At 68.8% G+C, this 17,643-nt stretch carries 15 protein-coding genes; 4 read left to right on the forward strand and 11 right to left on the reverse strand.

Annotated features, from left to right (window positions below; all coding sequences use genetic code 11):
• Positions 1–368 precede the first annotated feature (368 nt).
• Together ACFSXZ_RS41010 and ACFSXZ_RS41015 are read right to left on the reverse strand one after the other, a co-directional pair.
• Positions 369–1,160, reverse strand: coding sequence for an HpcH/HpaI aldolase family protein (locus tag ACFSXZ_RS41010; RefSeq protein ID WP_378271962.1), 792 nt, complete (start codon positions 1,158–1,160; stop codon positions 369–371).
• Between the two features lie 472 nt (positions 1,161–1,632).
• Positions 1,633–2,367 carry an alpha/beta fold hydrolase gene (locus tag ACFSXZ_RS41015; RefSeq protein ID WP_378271964.1) on the reverse strand — a complete coding sequence of 245 codons (735 nt, stop codon included), beginning with the start codon at positions 2,365–2,367 and terminating at the stop codon, positions 1,633–1,635.
• 63 nt (positions 2,368–2,430) lie between these two features.
• Here ACFSXZ_RS41015 and ACFSXZ_RS41020 point away from each other — a divergent pair, with 63 nt between their 5' ends.
• Both ACFSXZ_RS41020 and ACFSXZ_RS41025 read left to right on the forward strand, forming a co-directional pair.
• On the forward strand, positions 2,431–3,420 hold the full coding sequence (locus ACFSXZ_RS41020) for a helix-turn-helix transcriptional regulator (protein WP_378271965.1): 990 nt from the start codon (positions 2,431–2,433) through the stop codon (positions 3,418–3,420).
• Between the two features lie 106 nt (positions 3,421–3,526).
• Positions 3,527–4,771 carry an ROK family protein gene (locus ACFSXZ_RS41025; protein ID WP_378271966.1) on the forward strand — a complete coding sequence of 415 codons (1,245 nt, stop codon included), beginning with the start codon at positions 3,527–3,529 and terminating at the stop codon, positions 4,769–4,771.
• A gap of 10 nt (positions 4,772–4,781) precedes the next feature.
• Here ACFSXZ_RS41025 and ACFSXZ_RS41030 read toward each other — a convergent pair whose 3' ends face one another.
• Together ACFSXZ_RS41030 and ACFSXZ_RS41035 are read right to left on the reverse strand one after the other, a co-directional pair.
• On the reverse strand, positions 4,782–5,186 hold the full coding sequence (locus tag ACFSXZ_RS41030) for a VOC family protein (RefSeq protein WP_378271968.1): 405 nt from the start codon (positions 5,184–5,186) through the stop codon (positions 4,782–4,784).
• A gap of 70 nt (positions 5,187–5,256) precedes the next feature.
• A complete protein-coding gene (locus tag ACFSXZ_RS41035) occupies positions 5,257–7,104 on the reverse strand; it encodes an arabinofuranosidase catalytic domain-containing protein (protein WP_378271970.1) in 1,848 nt (615 codons plus the stop codon).
• A gap of 245 nt (positions 7,105–7,349) precedes the next feature.
• Between ACFSXZ_RS41035 and ACFSXZ_RS41040 the strand changes: the two genes are divergently transcribed.
• Positions 7,350–8,348 (forward strand): YdcF family protein, encoded by a 999-nt coding sequence (locus tag ACFSXZ_RS41040; RefSeq protein ID WP_378271971.1) that lies wholly within the window; start codon positions 7,350–7,352, stop codon positions 8,346–8,348.
• Positions 8,349–8,355: 7 nt separating this feature from the next.
• Here the strand turns inward: ACFSXZ_RS41040 and ACFSXZ_RS41045 are convergent, their stop codons facing one another.
• Positions 8,356–9,273 carry a CPBP family intramembrane glutamic endopeptidase gene (locus ACFSXZ_RS41045; RefSeq protein WP_378271973.1) on the reverse strand — a complete coding sequence of 306 codons (918 nt, stop codon included), beginning with the start codon at positions 9,271–9,273 and terminating at the stop codon, positions 8,356–8,358.
• Between the two features lie 467 nt (positions 9,274–9,740).
• On the opposite strand from ACFSXZ_RS41045, the gene ACFSXZ_RS41050 reads away from it, so the two are divergent.
• Positions 9,741–10,181 carry a DoxX family protein gene (locus ACFSXZ_RS41050; protein WP_378271974.1) on the forward strand — a complete coding sequence of 147 codons (441 nt, stop codon included), beginning with the start codon at positions 9,741–9,743 and terminating at the stop codon, positions 10,179–10,181.
• A gap of 64 nt (positions 10,182–10,245) precedes the next feature.
• Here ACFSXZ_RS41050 and sbnA read toward each other — a convergent pair whose 3' ends face one another.
• The 6 genes from sbnA to ACFSXZ_RS41080 all read right to left on the reverse strand — a co-directional run bounded on the left by sbnA (position 10,246) and on the right by ACFSXZ_RS41080 (position 17,495).
• A complete protein-coding gene (sbnA, locus tag ACFSXZ_RS41055; RefSeq protein WP_378271975.1) occupies positions 10,246–11,235 on the reverse strand; it encodes a 2,3-diaminopropionate biosynthesis protein SbnA in 990 nt (329 codons plus the stop codon).
• 27 nt (positions 11,236–11,262) lie between these two features.
• A complete protein-coding gene (gene sbnB, locus ACFSXZ_RS41060; RefSeq protein ID WP_378271976.1) occupies positions 11,263–12,330 on the reverse strand; it encodes a 2,3-diaminopropionate biosynthesis protein SbnB in 1,068 nt (355 codons plus the stop codon).
• Entirely contained in the window at positions 12,327–13,325 is a 999-nt protein-coding gene (locus ACFSXZ_RS41065) for a TauD/TfdA family dioxygenase (RefSeq protein WP_378271978.1), read from the reverse strand. Before ACFSXZ_RS41065 ends, sbnB begins: the two co-directional genes overlap by 4 nt.
• A 1-nt stretch (position 13,326) precedes the next feature.
• Complete coding sequence (locus ACFSXZ_RS41070; protein ID WP_378271979.1) at positions 13,327–15,828, reverse strand: non-ribosomal peptide synthetase; 2,502 nt, start codon at positions 15,826–15,828, stop codon at positions 13,327–13,329.
• A gap of 34 nt (positions 15,829–15,862) precedes the next feature.
• Positions 15,863–16,306 carry a hypothetical protein gene (locus ACFSXZ_RS41075; protein ID WP_378271981.1) on the reverse strand — a complete coding sequence of 148 codons (444 nt, stop codon included), beginning with the start codon at positions 16,304–16,306 and terminating at the stop codon, positions 15,863–15,865.
• A gap of 250 nt (positions 16,307–16,556) precedes the next feature.
• The gene (locus tag ACFSXZ_RS41080; RefSeq protein ID WP_378271982.1) at positions 16,557–17,495 is read right to left on the reverse strand and encodes a LysR family transcriptional regulator; all 939 of its coding nucleotides are present in this window, start codon (positions 17,493–17,495) and stop codon (positions 16,557–16,559) included.
• Positions 17,496–17,643 lie beyond the last annotated feature (148 nt).

Below are 17,643 nucleotides of genomic sequence, written 5' to 3' on the forward strand. Positions count from 1 at the left end.
CGACAACGCCGAACGAAGATCATCCTTCGCGTAAGCCACCCGACATCCATCCCTTCCTGCCCAGCCAGTTGGAATACCAACCGGATCCGTTCTCGCGGTCCGAGTCCTTTCCCGGACCGCACCGGCATCCCGATGTGGACCGATCCCGGGTCGGGAGCGTCCACATAAGCCATACTGTGTCTTTCTTTACCTATCCGACGTCAGCCGCGGCGGAAACGGGTGTCTACCGCGGGGGTCGGTTGCGGATCGCTTTGTCGTCGCCCCTGTCGAATCGGCGAGCGTCCGCCATGCACCGCGGGCAGCGCGGCCGGGGGTACCTGTTCAGCGTGCCGCACGCCGTACGATGTCGCATTTCGAGCCTGCGCCGATCACGCACTCACCGTCCCGGCGGCGATCTCCTCGGTGACCGCCTTGGCCTGCGCGATGGTCTGCCGGGCGGCGCGGTTGATCATCCCCGTGTCGTTGCCGACCATGATGAAGCTGCAGCCCTGTTCGATGCGCAGGCGAATGTCGGCCTCGGCCGTCACGACGGTGCCGACCGGGACGCCCGCCTTGACCGCCGTCTTGATGGAGTGGGTGACCGCGTCGCGGACCGGCTGCGACCCGCCGGGCACGCCCATGCTCAGGGAAAGGTCGCCCGGTCCGATGAAAACGGCGTCGACCCCGGGCGCGGCCAGGATGCCCTCGAGGTCGTCGACCGACTCCTGCTCTTCGACCATCGCGATGCGCGCGACGTCTTCCTGCCCTCGCCGGACGTATTCGGCGGCGCCGCCCTCGATGCTCCCCCACTCACCGGCCCGCGCGGCGAAACCCATCCCGCGGGTGCCTGCCGGGGGGAACAGGAACTGGTTCATGGTCGACGCCGCCTGCTGCGCGTTGGACACGTGGGGCACGAGAATCCCCGCCGCGCCGGCGTCAAGGTACCGCTGCCCGTCGCCGTAACCGTGGTCGGTGATCCGGACCAGGGGGGCCACACCCGCGCGCGAGTAGACGACGATCATCGCGTACACATCGCGGACCGAGAGCAATGCGTGCTCGGTGTCGATGACCACGAAGTCGAATCCCGCCGCGCCGATGATCTCGGCGACCTCCAGGGCGGGCAACTTGACGAAGGTACCGATGACAGGTCGCTGGGCAGACTTCAGCAACTTCTGGAACATCCCGGATTCCGCCGATCCTCGAAGGCCAATCTTTCGTTATGCGAACAGCATGTTCGCGATGCGTCAAGCAGCATGACACGGTTTTCCGGAGCAGGCAAGAGTCCGCCGTGACCCGCACCGCGCGCCGCGCCGGATCACAGGGCCGGAACCGGCATACCGCGTGACCAGGTGGAAAACCCCCACCCGACCGCCGATGGCGTGGCATCGCTACGGCCGGCGAGCGCCCGATGACCGCACGTCGGGCCCGGTGGCTACAGCGTCGAACTCACCGCGGAACGCATCGCCGTGACGGCGGCCGCGCTCGATGACCCGCGCCTTCCCGAACGACATTTCCTCAATGCGACGGTACCCGTGCGTAGGCGATGTTGCCTCGAGAGGCTGGTACCGGTCATGATTTTCGGATCGCCCCAGGAACTGTCCGACAGTGCCCTTTAGGGCACGAGACGTTCAAGCCACCGCGCGGAAAACCGCGTCAAGCCACCTCGTGCAGGATCGCCGCCAGCTCTCCGGGCCGGTCGAACATCGGCCAGTGCCAGCTTGGCAACTCCCGGTAGTCCCAGTCGCCGGTCTCCATCGGCTGGAAAGCCTTCTCGGTCTCGATCTTCGCCCGGAGTTGCTCGATCCCGAAGCTGCACAGCACGTGCAGCCGGGGCAGTTTCCGCCAGGCACCGGTGAGGTGGACCGGCGAAGTCGCGGTGGCCCACGGCTGGGGCACCGACAACCGCTCGAGCCGTTCGAGCACGTCGTCGGGCAGGCCGCCCACCTGGGCCGCGGGCCCTGACCAGTCCGGGGGCGGCAGTTGCCTGCCGTGCCCGGCCGTGCGCACGAGTTCGGCGATGCGGGCCCGCTCCTCCGGCGGAGGGAACTCCGCCTGGCACATGCCGTCCGGCAACGGGCCGCTGTCGATGAACACCAGGCGGCTGACGCTTTCCGGTATCCGGTCGGCGACGGCCGGGATCACCACGGCACCGGCGTAGCTGTGCCCGACCAGTACCACGTCGGAAAGCTCTTCGTAGCGGATCAGGTTGAGCACGTCGGTGATGTGGGTTTCCAGGTCCGTGCCGGGCCGGGCCAGGTGCGCCCGTTCGGCCATCCCGGTCAGGCTCAGCGGGTGGACGTCGTGCCCGCGGGTCCGCAACTCGGCGGTTACCGGGCGCCAGGCCCAAGCACCGAGCCAGAACCCGGGAATGAGTACGTAGGTTGCCATAACGCCTACGCTAGGAACGATATCGGACAGGATCCGCCCGGTATCCAGGAGAGAATGCGGCTCATGACGCGACCGACCGCCCGGGTGCTCGCACTGCTGGAGATCCTCCAGTCCGGCGGCACCCGCACCGTCACCGAACTGGCCGGGAGGCTCGGCGTGGACGAGCGCACCGTCCGCCGCTATGTGGGCCACCTGATCGACCTGGACGTCCCGGTCCGGTCGGTGCGCGGCCGGTACGGCGGTTACCGGCTCGCCCCCGGTTACCGGATGCCTCCGCTGATGCTGACCGACGAGGAAGCGCTGGCCGTGCTGCTGGGGCTGGTCGCGGGCAGGCGGGCCGGACTGGTCACCACGTCCGTCGCGGCGGCGGAGAGCGCCACCGCCAAGGTGCGACGGGTGCTGCCCGAGGCGCTCGGGCGCAGGCTGGACGCACTCCTGGCCACCGCCGGCTTCACCGTCCCGGCCCGGCCCGTGGTCACGCCGGAGACGGACGTGCTGCTGACGATCGCGGAAGCGGCACGCCACCGGAGGCCGGTCGCCATCGCCTACACCGCCTGGAACGGGCGGCGCAGCGAACGCACGGTGCACCCGTACGGCATCGTCGCCCACTCCGGGCGCTGGTACGTGACCGGCGCGGACTCGGCCCGCGGCGAGGTGCGCACCTTCCGGCTGGACCGGATCGAAAGCACCACGACGGCACCCGGGTCCTTCGAGGTGCCCGCCGGGTTCGACCCGGAAGCCCACGTCCTTTCCCGCCTCGCCGAGGTCCCCTACCTGCACGAAGTGTCGTTCCGGATCCAGATGTCCGCCGACGAGGTCAAGGCCCGGCTGCCGTCCGGGATCGCCGTCGTGCGGGAACTGCCCGGAGAAGAATGGGTGCGGGTCCGGCTGCGGGCCGAGCGGCTGGAATGGGTCCCGTCCGCGCTCGCCTGGCTGAACCGCCCGTTCGTGATCGAGTATCCCGAGGCCCTCCGTGACGAGGTGCACGCACTGGCTCGCCGGCTCGCCGCCTGCGCCGACGACGGCCGGGCGGGACCCGGCGAGAGCAGGTAACTTTCGTCTCCCGCCCTTCGGCCGGCCTCGCGGTCGTCGTTCCGTCGTGGTTCGATGAAGTAGCCTTCTTTTTCTCCACAGGCGTCCATGGAGCGAGGCATCGCGAATGCTGAAAACCCAGACCACGCCAGAGGTCGGGTTGGTGCCGGAGGAGATCCGAAGGCACAATCTCGGCGCTCTGCTCCGGCTGGTCCACACCACCGGCCCCGTCTCCCGCGCGGTGCTCGCGAAGCGCATGGGCCTGAACCGCAGCACCATCATGGGCCTGACCGCGGAACTGAGCGCGGCCGGACTGGTCCGTGAAGAGCATCCGACGGGCGCCCGCCAGCCGGGCCGGCCGTCGTTGATGGTGCGGCCCGAATCGCACCGGGTGTACGTGCTCGCCTTCGACGTGGCGGTGGACCGGCTGGTCGCGGCGCGCATCGGGCTGGGCGGGGAAGTGCTGGACCGTCGCGTGGCGCCCCGCGTCCGGGCCGGAGCCGATCTCGAGTACGTCGTCGACGTGGTCGCCGGGTTCGGCCGGGAGTTGCACCGGGCGGCGCCGCCCGAGTCGCTCTGCGTCGGCCTCGGCGCGTCGTACTGCGGCATGATCAGGCCGGGCGACGGGATGGTCCGCTTCGGGCCCGACATGGGGTGGGTGGACCAGGCGTTCGGTGCCGAACTCGGCCGCCGCCTGGGGCTGGGCCTGCCCGTGGCGGTGGGCAACGAGGCACATCTCGGGGCGGTGGCCGAACAGCGGCGCGGCGCCGGCGCGGGCTGGGCGAACCTGATCTACCTGCACGGAGATGTCGGTGTGGGCGGAGGGATCATCGTCGGCGGCGAACTGCTGGACGGCGACGGCGGTTACGGGTGCGAGCTGGGGCACATGGTGGTCAACCCGCACAACGGACGACCGTGCGGCTGCGGATCGCGCGGATGCCTGGAGGCCGAGGTCGGCGAACGTGCCCTGCTCGACGCCGCCGGACGCCCGGCGGACCTGTTCGGCCGCGATGCCGTGCGGGCCGTCGTGGCCGACGCCGGCCGCGGCGATCCCGTCGCCGGGGCGGCGCTGGGCCGCATCGGCGACTGGCTCGGCATCGGGGTGGCGAACCTGATCAACCTGTTCAACCCCGGCGTCGTGGTCTTCGGCGGGATGCTGCGTGACATCTACCCCGGCACGGCCGCGCAGGTCCGCGCGCGCATGGAGATCAACGTGCTGCCCGTCGCCCGGGAACGGGTACGGCTGAGCGTTTCCGCACTCGGGGACGACGCGACCCTGATCGGTGCCGGTGAGCTCGGCTTCTCCTCGCTGATGGGCGATCCGCTGGAGAGGGTGGCGTCCCGCGCCGGAACACGGGACGCCGCCCGGTAACCTCGGTAGCTCAGCCTTGTCCGGTGTTTTCCACGACCATCAGGCTGTGGCCGGTGGGGTCCCGGAACCAGAACATCGGCGGCACGGGGTCGCCCATCCGTGCCACCTCGGCGTCGACGTCCACGCCACGGGCCTTGAACTCCGCGTGGGTGGCGTCGATGTCGTCGGTGGTCAGGATGATCCCGGTCTCGGCGGGGGTGGCTTCGGTGCCCTCGCGCGGCGGTGCGAGAGCGATGCCGGTGGCGCCCTCCGGCGGGTAGACCTCCACCCAGCGGTATTTGTCGCCCATCGGAACGTCCGTGCGCTTCTCGAAGCCGAGTGACTCGTAGAACGAAATCACGGTGTCCAGATCCGGGGTGGGCAGGCACACGAGGTTCACCTGGCGGATGCCGGTCCCGATTACGGTCTTGCTCATCGCGGAGCCTCCTTCAGACTGTGGTTACCCATGCAGACCAGCGTCGGCCCGGAAACTCATCGGCGCGTCGTCAGCTCAAGGTGAACTTCTGCGCCGGGCTGCCGTCGCAGTCCGAGATCCGCAACCGGGTGCCGTTGCCGGTGGCTCCGTCCGTGGCGTCCAGGCAGCGTCCGGACTGCGGATTCAGCAACGAGCCGTCGGCCTGCGGCGCCCAGACCTGGCCGCCCACGCCGTCGCAGTCCCACAACTCGACCTGCGTGCCCGGCGCGGTGCCGTTACCCACGATGTCCAGGCAGCGGCCCAGCGTTTCGAGCGAGCCGTTGGCGTTGTGGTACCAGTGCTGGTCGACCGCGTAGGACTGACACCCCCACAACTGCACGGGCGTCCCGTTGACCCCGTTGTCGTCGTTCGCCACATCGACACACTGTCCCCCCGGTCCGTCGACGACTCCGCCTCCGTTGACGGAGAACGTCTGGGCACCGGAACCGTTGCAGTCCCAGATTTCGAGGCGGGTGCCGTTGCCGGTGGCTCCTTGCGGCGAGTCCAGGCAGCGACCGGACTGCGGATTCAGCAACGAACCATTGGCCTGCTGGAGCCATTTCTGGGCGCCGGTGCTGTTGCAGTCGTACAACTGGACCTGCGTGCCCTTCGCCGTGCCGCCGTTGACGACGTCCAGGCAGCGACCGATCGTCGACAGCGAGTCGTCGGAGTTGTGCGTCCAGTGCTGGTCGACGGCCCACGACTGGCAGCCCCACAACTGGACCGGGGCGGTGTTGCCCCCGAGGTCGTCACTCGCGACATCGACGCAGGTGCCCCCGGGTCCGGTGACGGTGGCCGCGGTGGCGGGCAACGAGGTCGAGCCCGTGTAACCGACGGAAACGATGTCGGACTGAACGGCGTTGTCGGCCGCGTCCGACGGATAGCCCGCCGTCATCACGCCTTCGAAGAACGTGCCCACGGAGGCGTTGCTGTTGTCACCGCCGGTCCCCAGCACGATCGAGCCCTCCTGGTGCATCGGCATATAGCCGCCGGACGGGAGGGTCCCGTCGTACCACGTGGTGAGGCCACCGGACTGTGCGTTACCGCCCTTGAGCGCGAAGGTGTTCTGCCCGTTGTTCTTCAGCAGTGCCGTCACGAACGTGCTGTTGTTGCCGAGATTGCCGGTGTTGGAGTAGTTGCCCTGGAACAGGCCGTTTTCCAGGTCTCCCGCCACCCACGGTCCGCTGCCGCCGCACGGCGGGAAGAAGCACGTCGTGCCGAGGTTGACCGCGTCCATGTGACCGTTGCCGTTGTCGGCGATCGTGGCCTCGACGTTTCCGTAGTCGAAGCAGCAGCCGTTGTTCACGTGCGTGCCGCTGGCCACCATGTACATCCCCTCCGGGCGGCCGTTCTGCGCGACCCCGGCGCCCACGTAATGCCGGTAGCCGGTGGTGGGAGCGATGTAGACGCCGAAGACCTTGTGGCCTCCGGCGACCGCCGTCAGCGCCGCCGCGTTCGCCCCGGAGTCCTGGCCGCCCGCGGTGCCCGGACCTTCGATGGTCAGGTCGTTGTGCTGCGGCGACTGGTCGTGGACGACCGTGATGAGGCAGGACGTGTGCGCGCAGAACGTGTCCTGCGAGACCGCGTTGGCGTAGCCGCCCGGTGAGAGCAGGCCGATCTCGGCCGTGGCACCGTCCGACGCGCGCCGGACCTGGTAAAGGCTGCCGTTGTAGCCGGAGTAGAGGGCTCGTGCCGTGCTGTGGGCGGCGACGCACGGAGTGCCTGCCGCGGCGTAGATGTCGCACGGAAGCGAGCTCGCGGCATCCGCCGGAGCGGAGGCGAAGACCGCCGTGCCGGCGACCGGCAGAAGGACGGCGGCAACCGCGGAAACGATGCGCCGCCAGGGACGGATTCTCGGCCGATCGATCACTGTGGACACAGGCCACTCTCCGGGACGTCGTTGTGACCGGACTAGGAAGGAACGGGCTCGGGCCGCGAGGCCGCGCGAATGAGACGGGCTTTTCGGAAAAATGGTATAGACCAAATCCCGGCAGCGTCAATCGGCCGCTCGCGTCCCGCCCTGCGTCCGGATGACGTATCGTTCGGGCGGCGACGGGATCCTCCCGTTCCCGGCGAAAATCTGCCCGGCGACGGCGGCACGACCGGATACGGGCGGGAGAGGCCATGGCACTCGGACTGGTGGCCCTCGTGGCGGTGCTGGTTTTCGCCTACCGCGTGTTCCGGGAACCCAGGCGCCTCGGAAACGCCGTGTGGTTCGGCGTAGCGGCGTGCCTGACCGGGTTGTGGCTGCTGGATCAGGTGGCCGGCATCTCCTGGCTGAGGAACCTCGCCCTGGCCGTGCTCGCGGCGATCGCGGCCCTGATCGTGCTCGTGCTGCCGTGGGCACTGATCGCCAACGGGATCGTGATGTGGCGCAGGGAAGGCCACGGCCTGGCGAACCTGCTCTCGTTACTGGCCGGAGTGGCCCTGCTGGTGGTCTTCGGCGCGACGGCGGCCACCGCCATGCTGGGCCGCTTTCCCTGGCTCACCGCCATCGCGCTGACGTCGCTCGTGATCACCGGCTACTTCGCGTTCCTGTTCGCCGCGTTGCTGGCGTACTCGGTCCTGTACGGAACCTTCCGCCGGGAGCGGGACGCGAACGCGATCATCGTGCTCGGCGCGGGACTGCTCGACGGACGGGTGTCCCCCTTGCTGGCCGCCCGCCTCGACCGGGCGATCGCCTGCCGTAAACGCAGTGCCACCACGGACCCGGTGATGGTCGTCTCGGGCGGCCAGGGCCCCGACGAACCGGTCAGCGAGGCCGAGGCGATGGGCGACTACCTGCGCGAGGCCGGGGTACCGGCGGAGAAGATCCTGCTGGAGGACAAGGCCACCTCGACCGAGGAGAACCTCCGGTTCAGTGTGGCCGTGCTCGCCGAGCACGGCCACACCGGCAAAATGGTCGCGGTCACCAGCAATTACCACATGTTCCGGACCGCCGTGCTGGCACGGCGGCTTCGCCTGCGACTGGACGTGATGGGCGCGAGAACCGCCACCTACTTCGTGCTCAGCGCCTTCCTGCGCGAGTTCGCGGCCTTGCTCGCCCAGTACTGGCGAACCAACCTGGCGGCCGTCGTGCTCCTCGCAGGCACCACGTCGGTACTGACGTGGCTGCACCGCTGAGCAGGCCTCATGCTTGTGCGGCCCGCGGGCTGGAACTCCCGCCGCGCCGTACGACCTTGCCGTTCTTCGCCGCCCAGCGCAGCAGGAGGACGACCGGCACGAGCGCCAGCACGTTGGCGGTCACGCTCGCTTCCGGGCCGAACGAACCACCGGTGAGCGCCGTCGGCCCGGTCAACATGGTCTGGACCAGACTGCCGAACTCGCTCGTCTTGCCCGACACCGCGGTGCCGAATCCGGCTTCGGTCAGGTTCCAGGCGAAGTGGATGCCGATCGGCGCCCACAACGCGCGGCCCGCCGCGTAGGCGGCGCCGGTCACCAGTCCGCCCTGGATCATGATGCCGACCACGCCCAGCACCTCCGCGCCACCGCTGACTTCGCTCTTCCCGGCCAGGTGCACCGCACCGAAGACGATCGACGAGACGACCAGCGCGATCCAGGTGCCGAACCGTTCTTCGGTGATGCGGTAGACGACACCGCGGAAGACGACCTCCTCGGTGGCCGCGGTACAGGCCATGACCCCGATGGTCGCGAGGAACTTCCACCAGTCGCCGCCGCCGCCGATGTGGTCCACACCACCGAAGACCGCGATGATTCCGATGGTGGCCACGAACAGGCCGGCCCCGATGCCCATTCCCCACAACAGCCCGGACGGCGCCGACTCGCGCGGCAGTTCAGCGATGACCGTCCGCCCCTCGACGAACTTGCACAACCGGTCGTAACCGAACAGGGCCGCGGCCGCGCTCACCACGCCCACCACCAGTTCGACCACACCCAGGCCGCTGAGCGCGACGCTCAACTCCTGCAATGCCGCCATGATGACGAACGTCGCGACCAGTAGTACCAGGAAACGCCATCGCCGCAACCACGGAGGCGGTTCACGGTGGACCGCGTCGACGTTGCCCGCGTCATCGGTGGGGGAGGACATATCGGGTGATCCCTTTCGTCTGTCCGGCGACATTCCCGTCGCGCGGTCGCGGCCACCCTAGCGGACGTGACAACCCGTGCGGCAGCGCCGTTCGAAAGCCTCCACCGGAAGCTGAAATCAGCCACACCGGCCCCCGTCGCGGATCACCCGAGGACCCGAAAAAACCTGCGCGGCAGCTTGAGAATGCGCTTTCAGGAAAGTTTCATAATGCGTTCGAAAATATTCGCCCACCCGCGGCGGACGAAACCAGGCGACATCCAGGGCTGAAACCGGCCCCGACCAGGCACGATCCGCCCGGTGCCCCACCGACGGCCGGTGACCATGCGGGACAAGGACTTTCGCCTGCGGCGACCTTACGCCACGAGTGTCCGATCCCCGTCGGCGCCCCTTGCTATAACTGATTTTCCATTCAACGGCGAATGACGGTCAGGAAGCTGACCGCCCGTGTAGTCTGACGGAGGAAAACAATGGACCGGCTCACGGCTGCGCAAAAACACATTCTGGGTCTCTTCCGGATCGTCATCGGATTCCTCTTCTTCTGCCATGGCGCCAAGAGTCTGTTCGGCGTGTTCGGCGCCAAGAACGTGATCGCGCTGGGCACCTGGCCCGGCTGGTGGGCCGCGGCGATCCAGTTGGTCGGCGGCGCGCTGGTGTGCGTCGGGCTGGGCAGCCGCTATGCCGCCCTGGTCAGTTCGGGGTCCATGGCCTACGCCTACTTCACCGTGCACCAGACCAACGGCCTGCTGCCGATCACGAACAACGGTGAATCGGCCGCGATGTTCTGCTGGACCTTCCTGATCATCGTCTTCGCCGGCCCCGGCCGTTTCGCGCTCGACAATCTCGTCTTCAGGACGCGCGGCGAAGTCGAGACGCGCCACGCGTTCCCGCTCGGGCACCAGTCCTCCTGAAGTCCGGGAGAACCGCCTCCGGTCCGGCATGTGCTTTCCCCGGCGTGCCGGGCCGGTCCGTTTCTCAGGACCGCCGCGAACCGGCGGCGACCACCTCGTCGCTGAGCACGTGTTCGCCGTAGAGATCGTGGAGCCAGTTGGTCTGGTAGAGCGTGTCGAGGTAGCGCTCACCGAGGTCCGGCGCGATCGTCACGGCATCCAGGTCGCCCGGGACGTCGTGCTGGCGCAGCCACGCGGACGCGCCGCTGACCACCGTTCCGGTGGAGCCACCGAAGAGAAAGCCGTGACGGGCCATCCGGTGACAGGCCCGGATGGCGTCGGCTTCCTCGACCCGCACCACATCGTCCACAAAGGACTCGTCAAGCAACGGTGGCCGGACGCTGGTGCCGAGCCCGGGCAGCATCCGCCGTCCCGGCGTGCCACCGAAGGCGACCGAACCGACACTGTCGATAGCGACGATCCGGACCGGCCGGTGCCACTCGGCGAAGTAGCGCGCGCAACCCATCAGCGTCCCCGTGGTCCCCACCCCGGCGAACAGCACGCCCAGCCGGGGGAACTGGTGGGCGATGGCGGGCGCGGTGGTCCGGTAGTGCGCCTTCCAGTTGTAGGGGTTGGTGTACTGGTTCGGCCACACATACCGGTCGTCGGAGGCGCAGAGCGCTCGGACGTAGTCGATCCGCGCGCCGAGGAAGTCGCCGTTCGCGTCCGGTTCCGTGATGATGTGCACCCGGCCGCCGAGGGCCTCCATCAGGCGCCTGGTCGACAGGTTGCACCGGGAGTCGGTCACGCACAGGAAGCCGTATCCCTTGCTCGCCGCGATCATGCTCAGCGCCACGCCGAGGTTGCCGGACGAGGATTCGATCAGGACGGAGCCCCGATGGAGCACCCCCTCCCGTTCCGCGGCCGCCACCATCTCCGCCGCGGCCTTCAGCTTGATCGAGCCGGCGAAGTTGAATCCCTCGCACTTCAGGTACAGCGAGTGCCCGAAGATCGGCTGTAGGTCGACGTAGAGTTCCTCCTCATTGAAGTTTTGGGGAGCCGATATGATCTGCACGATTTCCCTCCTCGAAGCGCTTCTCGATCATCCGTACCGGCGAAGTCCTTGGAAGAAGTCGTCGACGACGAGCAGGTCACCGGTGCGGGCGACCTCGTCGTAGACGTACTTCCCGACCGCGAGGTCGAGCACCCCGAGCCCGAAGGGCGAGAAGATGATCGGCCCTTTCCTGGGCAGCCGCACCCGGCCCGCCATCACGTCGGCCAGCGTGCCGTTCACGAAGTCCCGGTTACCGGCCAGGCGCTCGGCCAGCGCCAGTGATGTCCTGCCGATCAGGGCGTGCTCCACGTCGTCGACGATGTTGGCCGAGGCGAGCACGACCTCCGGTGCCAGGTCGCGAAGCGACACGTGGAGCACCAGCGGATCGTGGGCGAACCACGACACGTCGTGCACATAGGGCCGCCGCGACAGGGTCGCGAACACCACCAGGTCGGAAGAGCGCACCAACTCGCCGAGGTCGGAGTGCTCGACCATCCGGGCCCCGGCGCCCGCCTGCTCCAGGTACTCCTGGAACTCCGACACGCCACCGGTGTCGTACATGCCGACCTCGTCGAACGACCAGCCGGTGCCGACCAGGAAGGCGTGGATGTAGCGGGCGACCATGCCCGTGCCGACGAACCCGGCGCGCGCCGGATGCCGCCGCGACCTGCTCAGCCAGCCCGCCGCGAGCGCGGCCGACGCGGCGGTCCGGGTGACACCGATGATCGAGCTTTCCAGGCAGGCGAACGGATAACCGGTGTCGTGGTCGTTGAGGATCAGCACCGCGGAGGTCCGCGGCAGGCCGGCGGGCACGTTCTCCGGGAAGTTGGCGATCCAGGTCAGCCCGTCCACCCGCAGTCCCCCGCCGATCGACGCGGGCAACGCGATCATCCGCGCGGCGGGCCGGTCGGGAAAACACATCAGGTAGGACGGCGGGTTCACCGAGTCGCCCTCGTTGTGCAGCCGGTAGGTCGCCTCGATCAGCGCGACGATCCGGTTTTCGCGGCCGTGCAGGACGCGCTCGGCCTGGACACCGGAGACCACCGCGAACGACGGACTGCCGTCCGGGGAACGGCTCGTCGCTTCGACTATGGTGGCGGGTGATCCGGTCGTCATGTCGTCACCTCGACCGTGGGTGAGCACGCGGAAAGCGAGACCGGGTCGGCCATTCCGACCACCACCTCGCGTGGCCCGGAGTAGGGCTCCCTGCTGTGCGCGACCCGGATGTTGTCCACCAGCATCAGGTCGCCGGCCTGCCAGGGCTCACGCGCCGTCCCGGCTTCGTAGATCTCGTTCAACAGGCCCACGACGTCCTCGCCGATCGGCTCGCCATCGCCGAAGCGGGTGGTGAACGGAAGTCCGTCCGCGCCGTAGACGTCCACGAGGTACTCGCGCACTTCGGGTTCCATCGTCCATTCGCTGAGGAAGGCGATCTGGTTGAACCAGCACCTGGCCCCGGTGAGCGGATGCCGGACCACGGCACTGCGCCGCTGCCGGGTGCGCAGCCCGCCGTCGCGCCACTCGAACTCGATCGCGTTGGCGCGGCAGTAGGCCTCCACGGCGGCGCGGTCGTCGGTACCGAACGCCTCGGCGACCGAAGCCCCGATCTCGTCGTTGTAGCTCCGGTCCAGCAGCCAGCCGTGCCGGGTGAAGCGGTCGACCAGGTCGGCCGGCAGCGCCTCGAGTACGGTCGTGGCGTCGGCGACCCCCGTCACGCCGCCTTCGGCGGGCGCGGTCAAGCAGGCGAACAACATCAGCCCCGGGAACTCGAGCCGGTAGCTGAGTTCGTGGTGCATGCACATCGGCTGGTTGGGCGGCCATCGTGACGAGGAGTAGACGCCCTCGGCATAGGCGCTTCGCGAAGCGAAGGCCTCCCGTTCCGTCATCAGGCCGGTACGCGCGGCTGCCAGAAACACGTCGGTGACCTCGTCCGCGTCACGCAGACCCAGGCCACGAACCAGGATCGCGCCATGCTCGGCGACCGCGTCGCGCAGCGCGCCCGCGTGGTCCGCGGCCCAGCCCCGCGGGTCGTGCCCCCCTTGCACGCCGAGCACTACAGGCCTGCCGGGCCGGATCTCCACATCGGACAGTGTTGCCGGGGATGACACCATGTCACTCTTCTTTCGTTCGCGCGTCCCTCCGCCCGTCGACCAGGGTGGCCAGATCGGCGAGCACGGGGTTCCGGATCACGTCCCGGACGGACACCGCCCGGTCCAGCAACGTCGCCAGCTTCACCGCGGAGAGCGACGTGCCGCCCAGATCGAAGAAGTGGTCGCGGCGGCCGATCCGCTCCGGCGACGTGCCCAGCACGCGCGCCCAGGCGGCCGCCAGGCGGCGTTCGGCCGGGGTGCGGGGTGCGAGGCCGTCCCGCTCACCGGTCGCGGAGCGGCCGGACTCCGCGGCCTCCACCGCGATGGCCGTCAGCGACTTCCGGTCGATCTTGCCGTTGGCGGTCAACGGCAGCTTTTCCCGCCAGTGAAACGCCGCGGGCACCATGTAACCCGGCAGCGACGCGGCCAGCCGGTCCCGCAGCACGTCCGCGCCGGGCGGACGGTGGCCGGAGTAGAAGGCCACGAGTTGCTTGCCCTCCCCGGCCCGCTCCGCGACCACCACGGCGGCGTCGGCGACCTCCGGCACGCGCGCCAGGGTGTTCTCGATCTCGCCGATCTCGATCCGGAAGCCGTGGAGTTTGACCTGGGTGTCCTGGCGGCCGAGGAACTCCAGGGTGCCTCCGGGCAGCCAGCGGCCGTAGTCACCGCCGCGGTAGAGCCGCTCGCCGGGCCGGTGCGGGTCGGTGCCGAAGGCCTGCCGGGTGCGCTCGGGGTCGTTGAGATACCCCCGGCCGACGCACACGCCGGAGAAGACGATCGCGCCGGGGGCGCCGAGCGGCACCGGCATCAGATGCTCGTCGACGACGTAGACCCGCACGTTCGAAATGGGACGGCCCAGCGGGACCCGGTCGTCCTCCGGCGCGCGGGCCATGACCTCGTGGTTGGTGTCGTCGGAAGTCTCGGTCAGCCCGTAGGCGTTGACCAGCTTGATCCCGGGACAGGCCCGGAACCAGCGCCGGACAAGGCCGGGTTTGAGCGCCTCTCCGGTCGCCGAAACGCAGCGGAGGTCGGGCAGGGCACGCGGGTATTGCTCCAAATAGGACAGAACCACTTCGAGGTAGGACGGCACCACCTGAAGCACCGCCACCCTGTCGGAGACGATCCTGTCCACGAACCGCTCGACGTCGAGGATCACCTCCTGCTCGACCAGCAACGTGCGGCCGCCGACCAGCAACGGGGAAATTAGCTGCCACAACGAGATGTCGAAGCACTGGGGCGCGGTCTGGGCGACCACCTGGCCCTGGCCGATGCCCAGGTCGCGGATCTTGGCGTAGAGGTGGTTGAGCATGCCCGCGTGCTCGCACATCGCGCCCTTCGGCTCGCCGGTGGAGCCGGAAGTGAAGTAGACGTAGGCGAGTTGGTCCGCCGCGACATCGACCCCGAGGTCGTCGCCGGAGTGCTCCTCCGCCAGCGCCGTGCCGATGAAGATCTCCGCCACTCCGGGCAAACTCGTGAGCGCCTGGTCGAGGGTGGCGTGGCTGCCCGGTTCGGTCAGCACGAACCGGCATCCGCCGCGGGACAGCGTGGTCGCGATGCGGCCGGGCGGGAAGTGCGGCTCGATCGGCAGGTAGGCCCCGCCCGCCTTGAAGATCGCGAGCACCGCGGTCATCCAGTCCAGGTTCCGCTCGGTCACGACGGCGACCACGTCTTCGGCGCGCAGGCCGCGGGCCAGCAGGGCACGGCCGAGGCGATTGGCCCTGGCGTCGAGTTCGGCGTAGGTCAGCCGGGTTTCGCCCCGCACCGCGGCGACGGCGTCCGGGTGCAGCCGGACCTGTTCGGAGAACAATTCGTGGAACCGGCGATCCGGCAACGGATGCGGCTCTCCGGCGAGGTCGTCGAGCTGGAACCGGAGTTCGGAGTCGGAAAGCAGGCTCTGCCGCTCGTGCCCGGCTTCCGGGTCGGCCGTCATGAGCGTGAGCGCCCTCCGGTGATATCCGGCGATCCGCGCCGCGCTCTCCGCGTCGATCGCCTGGGTGGAGTACCGCAGCCGCAGCACGAGCCGGCCATCGCGCCGCACCGGAATCACCCGGAGCACCGCCTCATCGGCCGCCCCGCCGGAGAGATCGAGCACGGTGTCGAACAGCGGCCCGGTCACGCCGAGCTCACGGACGAGTTCATCGACCGGAAAGTCCTTGTGCGCCAACAGTTCGCGCTCGATCCGCCGGACGCGTCCGGCGAGTTCGCGCCACGATCCCGGCGTGACCGTCAGCCGCGCGGGCAGTACCGGGCCGTCCGCGGCCACCGCGTAACCGGTCGTCACCTCCTGCTCGCCGGAAAGCGCCGCGACAACCTTCGCGTGCGCCGCGAGCAGGATCGAGCCGAAGGGCACCGCGAACTCACTCGCGAGCCGCCGAAGGTCCGCGTCGAGATCACCGGGGAGAATGAGTTCGTGCTCGGCCCAGCCCGGCAGGGGCTCGGTGGTCCATCGCGGGATCGCCGTGTGCCCGCCCGCGGTGAGCACCTCGTGCCAGAACCGATGGCCCTCCCGCGATCGCGTTTCCATCCGGTTCTTCCTCCCCTCACACTTTCGTTGTCCGCTAAGTCTTCCTGGCCGGGTTGCCACTCCGGTGCTCGTGCGGGGTCTCGCCGACGAAGACGCCCTTTCCCAGCGTCACCGTGCCCGTGCGGATCACCCCGGAAACGGCCCGGTAGCCGGGAAAGAACGCGTCCTCGCGGATCACCGTGCGGTCGCCGATGGTGAGCAGATCGGTACACACGGGCACGTTCCGGCTGAAGATCGTCGCGTCCTTGCCGATCTTCGCAGGCTCGGGCGGTGTGGCCGTCGCGGGCGCCACCGCGTCGAGCGCCGTCGCCAGGCTCCGGACGGTGGGATGGGCATAGCTGTCCTCGGTTTGCTCGTCCTCAACAGTTGAAGAATCAAGCGATTGGACCGCGATGTCGACTGCTCTCCCCACGTGGATCTCCTTGGACGGATGGATCGCTTCGGGTTCTTCCAGCACGTGACCGGCGTGCGAAATCATCACAAAACTACCTGAATGATATTCAAAAATCCGTCACGGATCTTGTCCGTGAAAGTCCTCCACCGTCCGGTGTGCACGCCGCCAGTGGGACTTTCCACTCTAGCACCACCGAAACCGAACACCAGTCAGGTTCCGCTATCTTCTTCGCCCGCGACAACCGGACACGCAATTACCCGAAAATAAGGGGGATGCCTTCACCTTTCACCGGCGGGCCGGCGAGAATGCCCGGAAAGGCGGGAAACCAGGCGAACTACCGGCGCGCCCAGCCGGGAACCCAGACGTCGTCGCGTGCGGTGGCCCGGTACCGGGTCCGGAGGAAGTCCAGAAAGTTCGCGAGCACAGGGTGAGCGTTGTCCGCCCGCCAGATCACCGAGAGTGGATAGACCGGAATCGGGTCGACGACGGGGATCCGGCGGAGATCGTAGCTTTCCGGCCAGAGATATCGGGATCCCTCGCCGACGAAGGTGGCGAGTTCGGCGGAGTCCGCGATTTCGGCGAGGAACGCTTCGACGCCGAAGCTCGGCCCGAGCATGTCGATGGTGAGTCCGAACGCCTTCGCCAGATCGTGGTAGTAGCCCGCCGGTTCGGGATGGTCGGTGAGGCTGGGCATCCAGATGGGGTGATCGGCGAGTCCGGCGGGCGTCACGGACTTGACATCCGCCAGCGGATGCCGGGGACCGACCAGCACCTCGTGCCGGTCGTCGATGACCCGTGCCGCCCGGAGTCCGCGCGGGGGTTCACCCGCGGAGTCCCGCAATGATCTGAAGGTGGCGTCCACGGTGCCCGCGCTGATCTCCGCCAGTGCCGAAGCGGCGTCGGCGTCCGGCAGGACGACGACATCGAGTTCGATGCCGGGGTGTTGCCGGTAGAAGTCGTAAAGGAGGTTGGCGGGCGCGGTCCTCCGGTTGACGACGTCGATCCGGAAGGCCCGGCGCCCCGGCGTCACGGCCGCTTTGGCGCGTTCCGCCGCGCGGAGGAGTTCGCGCGCGTGAGGGAGCAGTGCCTGCCCGTCGACGGTGAGCCGGACACCCCTGGCGGTCCGCGCGAACAGTCGCACGCCGAGACTCCGCTCCAGGCTCGCGACGCGTTTGGACGCCGCCTGCTGGGTGATGTCCAGATCGTCGGCGGCGGCCTGGAACTGGCCTGCCCCGGCCACCGCGACGAAAGTCCGAACCCCCTCGAGATCCACGCGGGAGAACCTACAGCGTTGTTTGGGACGCGCCCACGGGTACGGGCAGCCAGGCCGTGACATCCACTTCTGGGCGCCAGTCGGGCGGAAAAGCGCCTGCCTTCCCACCCCCGTAGCTTCGCGGGCGCGTCACGTCTCACCACCACTG

This window comes from Amycolatopsis pigmentata, assembly GCF_042684065.1.
GTDB classification, from domain to species: Bacteria; Actinomycetota; Actinomycetes; order Mycobacteriales; family Pseudonocardiaceae; genus Amycolatopsis_E; species Amycolatopsis_E pigmentata.

What these genes read in the sequence shown, in the direction of transcription:
- ACFSXZ_RS41010 (WP_378271962.1), bottom strand. Translation starts at nt 1,160, where the DNA reads ATGTTCCAGAAGTTGCTGAAGTCTGCCCAGCGACCTGTCATCGGTACC.
- ACFSXZ_RS41015 (WP_378271964.1), bottom strand. Translation starts at nt 2,367, where the DNA reads ATGGCAACCTACGTACTCATTCCCGGGTTCTGGCTCGGTGCTTGGGCC.
- ACFSXZ_RS41020 (WP_378271965.1), top strand. Translation starts at nt 2,431, where the DNA reads ATGACGCGACCGACCGCCCGGGTGCTCGCACTGCTGGAGATCCTCCAG.
- ACFSXZ_RS41025 (WP_378271966.1), top strand. Translation starts at nt 3,527, where the DNA reads ATGCTGAAAACCCAGACCACGCCAGAGGTCGGGTTGGTGCCGGAGGAG.
- ACFSXZ_RS41030 (WP_378271968.1), bottom strand. Translation starts at nt 5,186, where the DNA reads ATGAGCAAGACCGTAATCGGGACCGGCATCCGCCAGGTGAACCTCGTG.
- ACFSXZ_RS41040 (WP_378271971.1), top strand. Translation starts at nt 7,350, where the DNA reads ATGGCACTCGGACTGGTGGCCCTCGTGGCGGTGCTGGTTTTCGCCTAC.
- ACFSXZ_RS41045 (WP_378271973.1), bottom strand. Translation starts at nt 9,273, where the DNA reads ATGTCCTCCCCCACCGATGACGCGGGCAACGTCGACGCGGTCCACCGT.
- ACFSXZ_RS41050 (WP_378271974.1), top strand. Translation starts at nt 9,741, where the DNA reads ATGGACCGGCTCACGGCTGCGCAAAAACACATTCTGGGTCTCTTCCGG.
- sbnB (WP_378271976.1), bottom strand. Translation starts at nt 12,330, where the DNA reads ATGACGACCGGATCACCCGCCACCATAGTCGAAGCGACGAGCCGTTCC.
- ACFSXZ_RS41065 (WP_378271978.1), bottom strand. Translation starts at nt 13,325, where the DNA reads ATGGTGTCATCCCCGGCAACACTGTCCGATGTGGAGATCCGGCCCGGC.
- ACFSXZ_RS41070 (WP_378271979.1), bottom strand. Translation starts at nt 15,828, where the DNA reads ATGGAAACGCGATCGCGGGAGGGCCATCGGTTCTGGCACGAGGTGCTC.
- ACFSXZ_RS41075 (WP_378271981.1), bottom strand. Translation starts at nt 16,306, where the DNA reads ATGATTTCGCACGCCGGTCACGTGCTGGAAGAACCCGAAGCGATCCAT.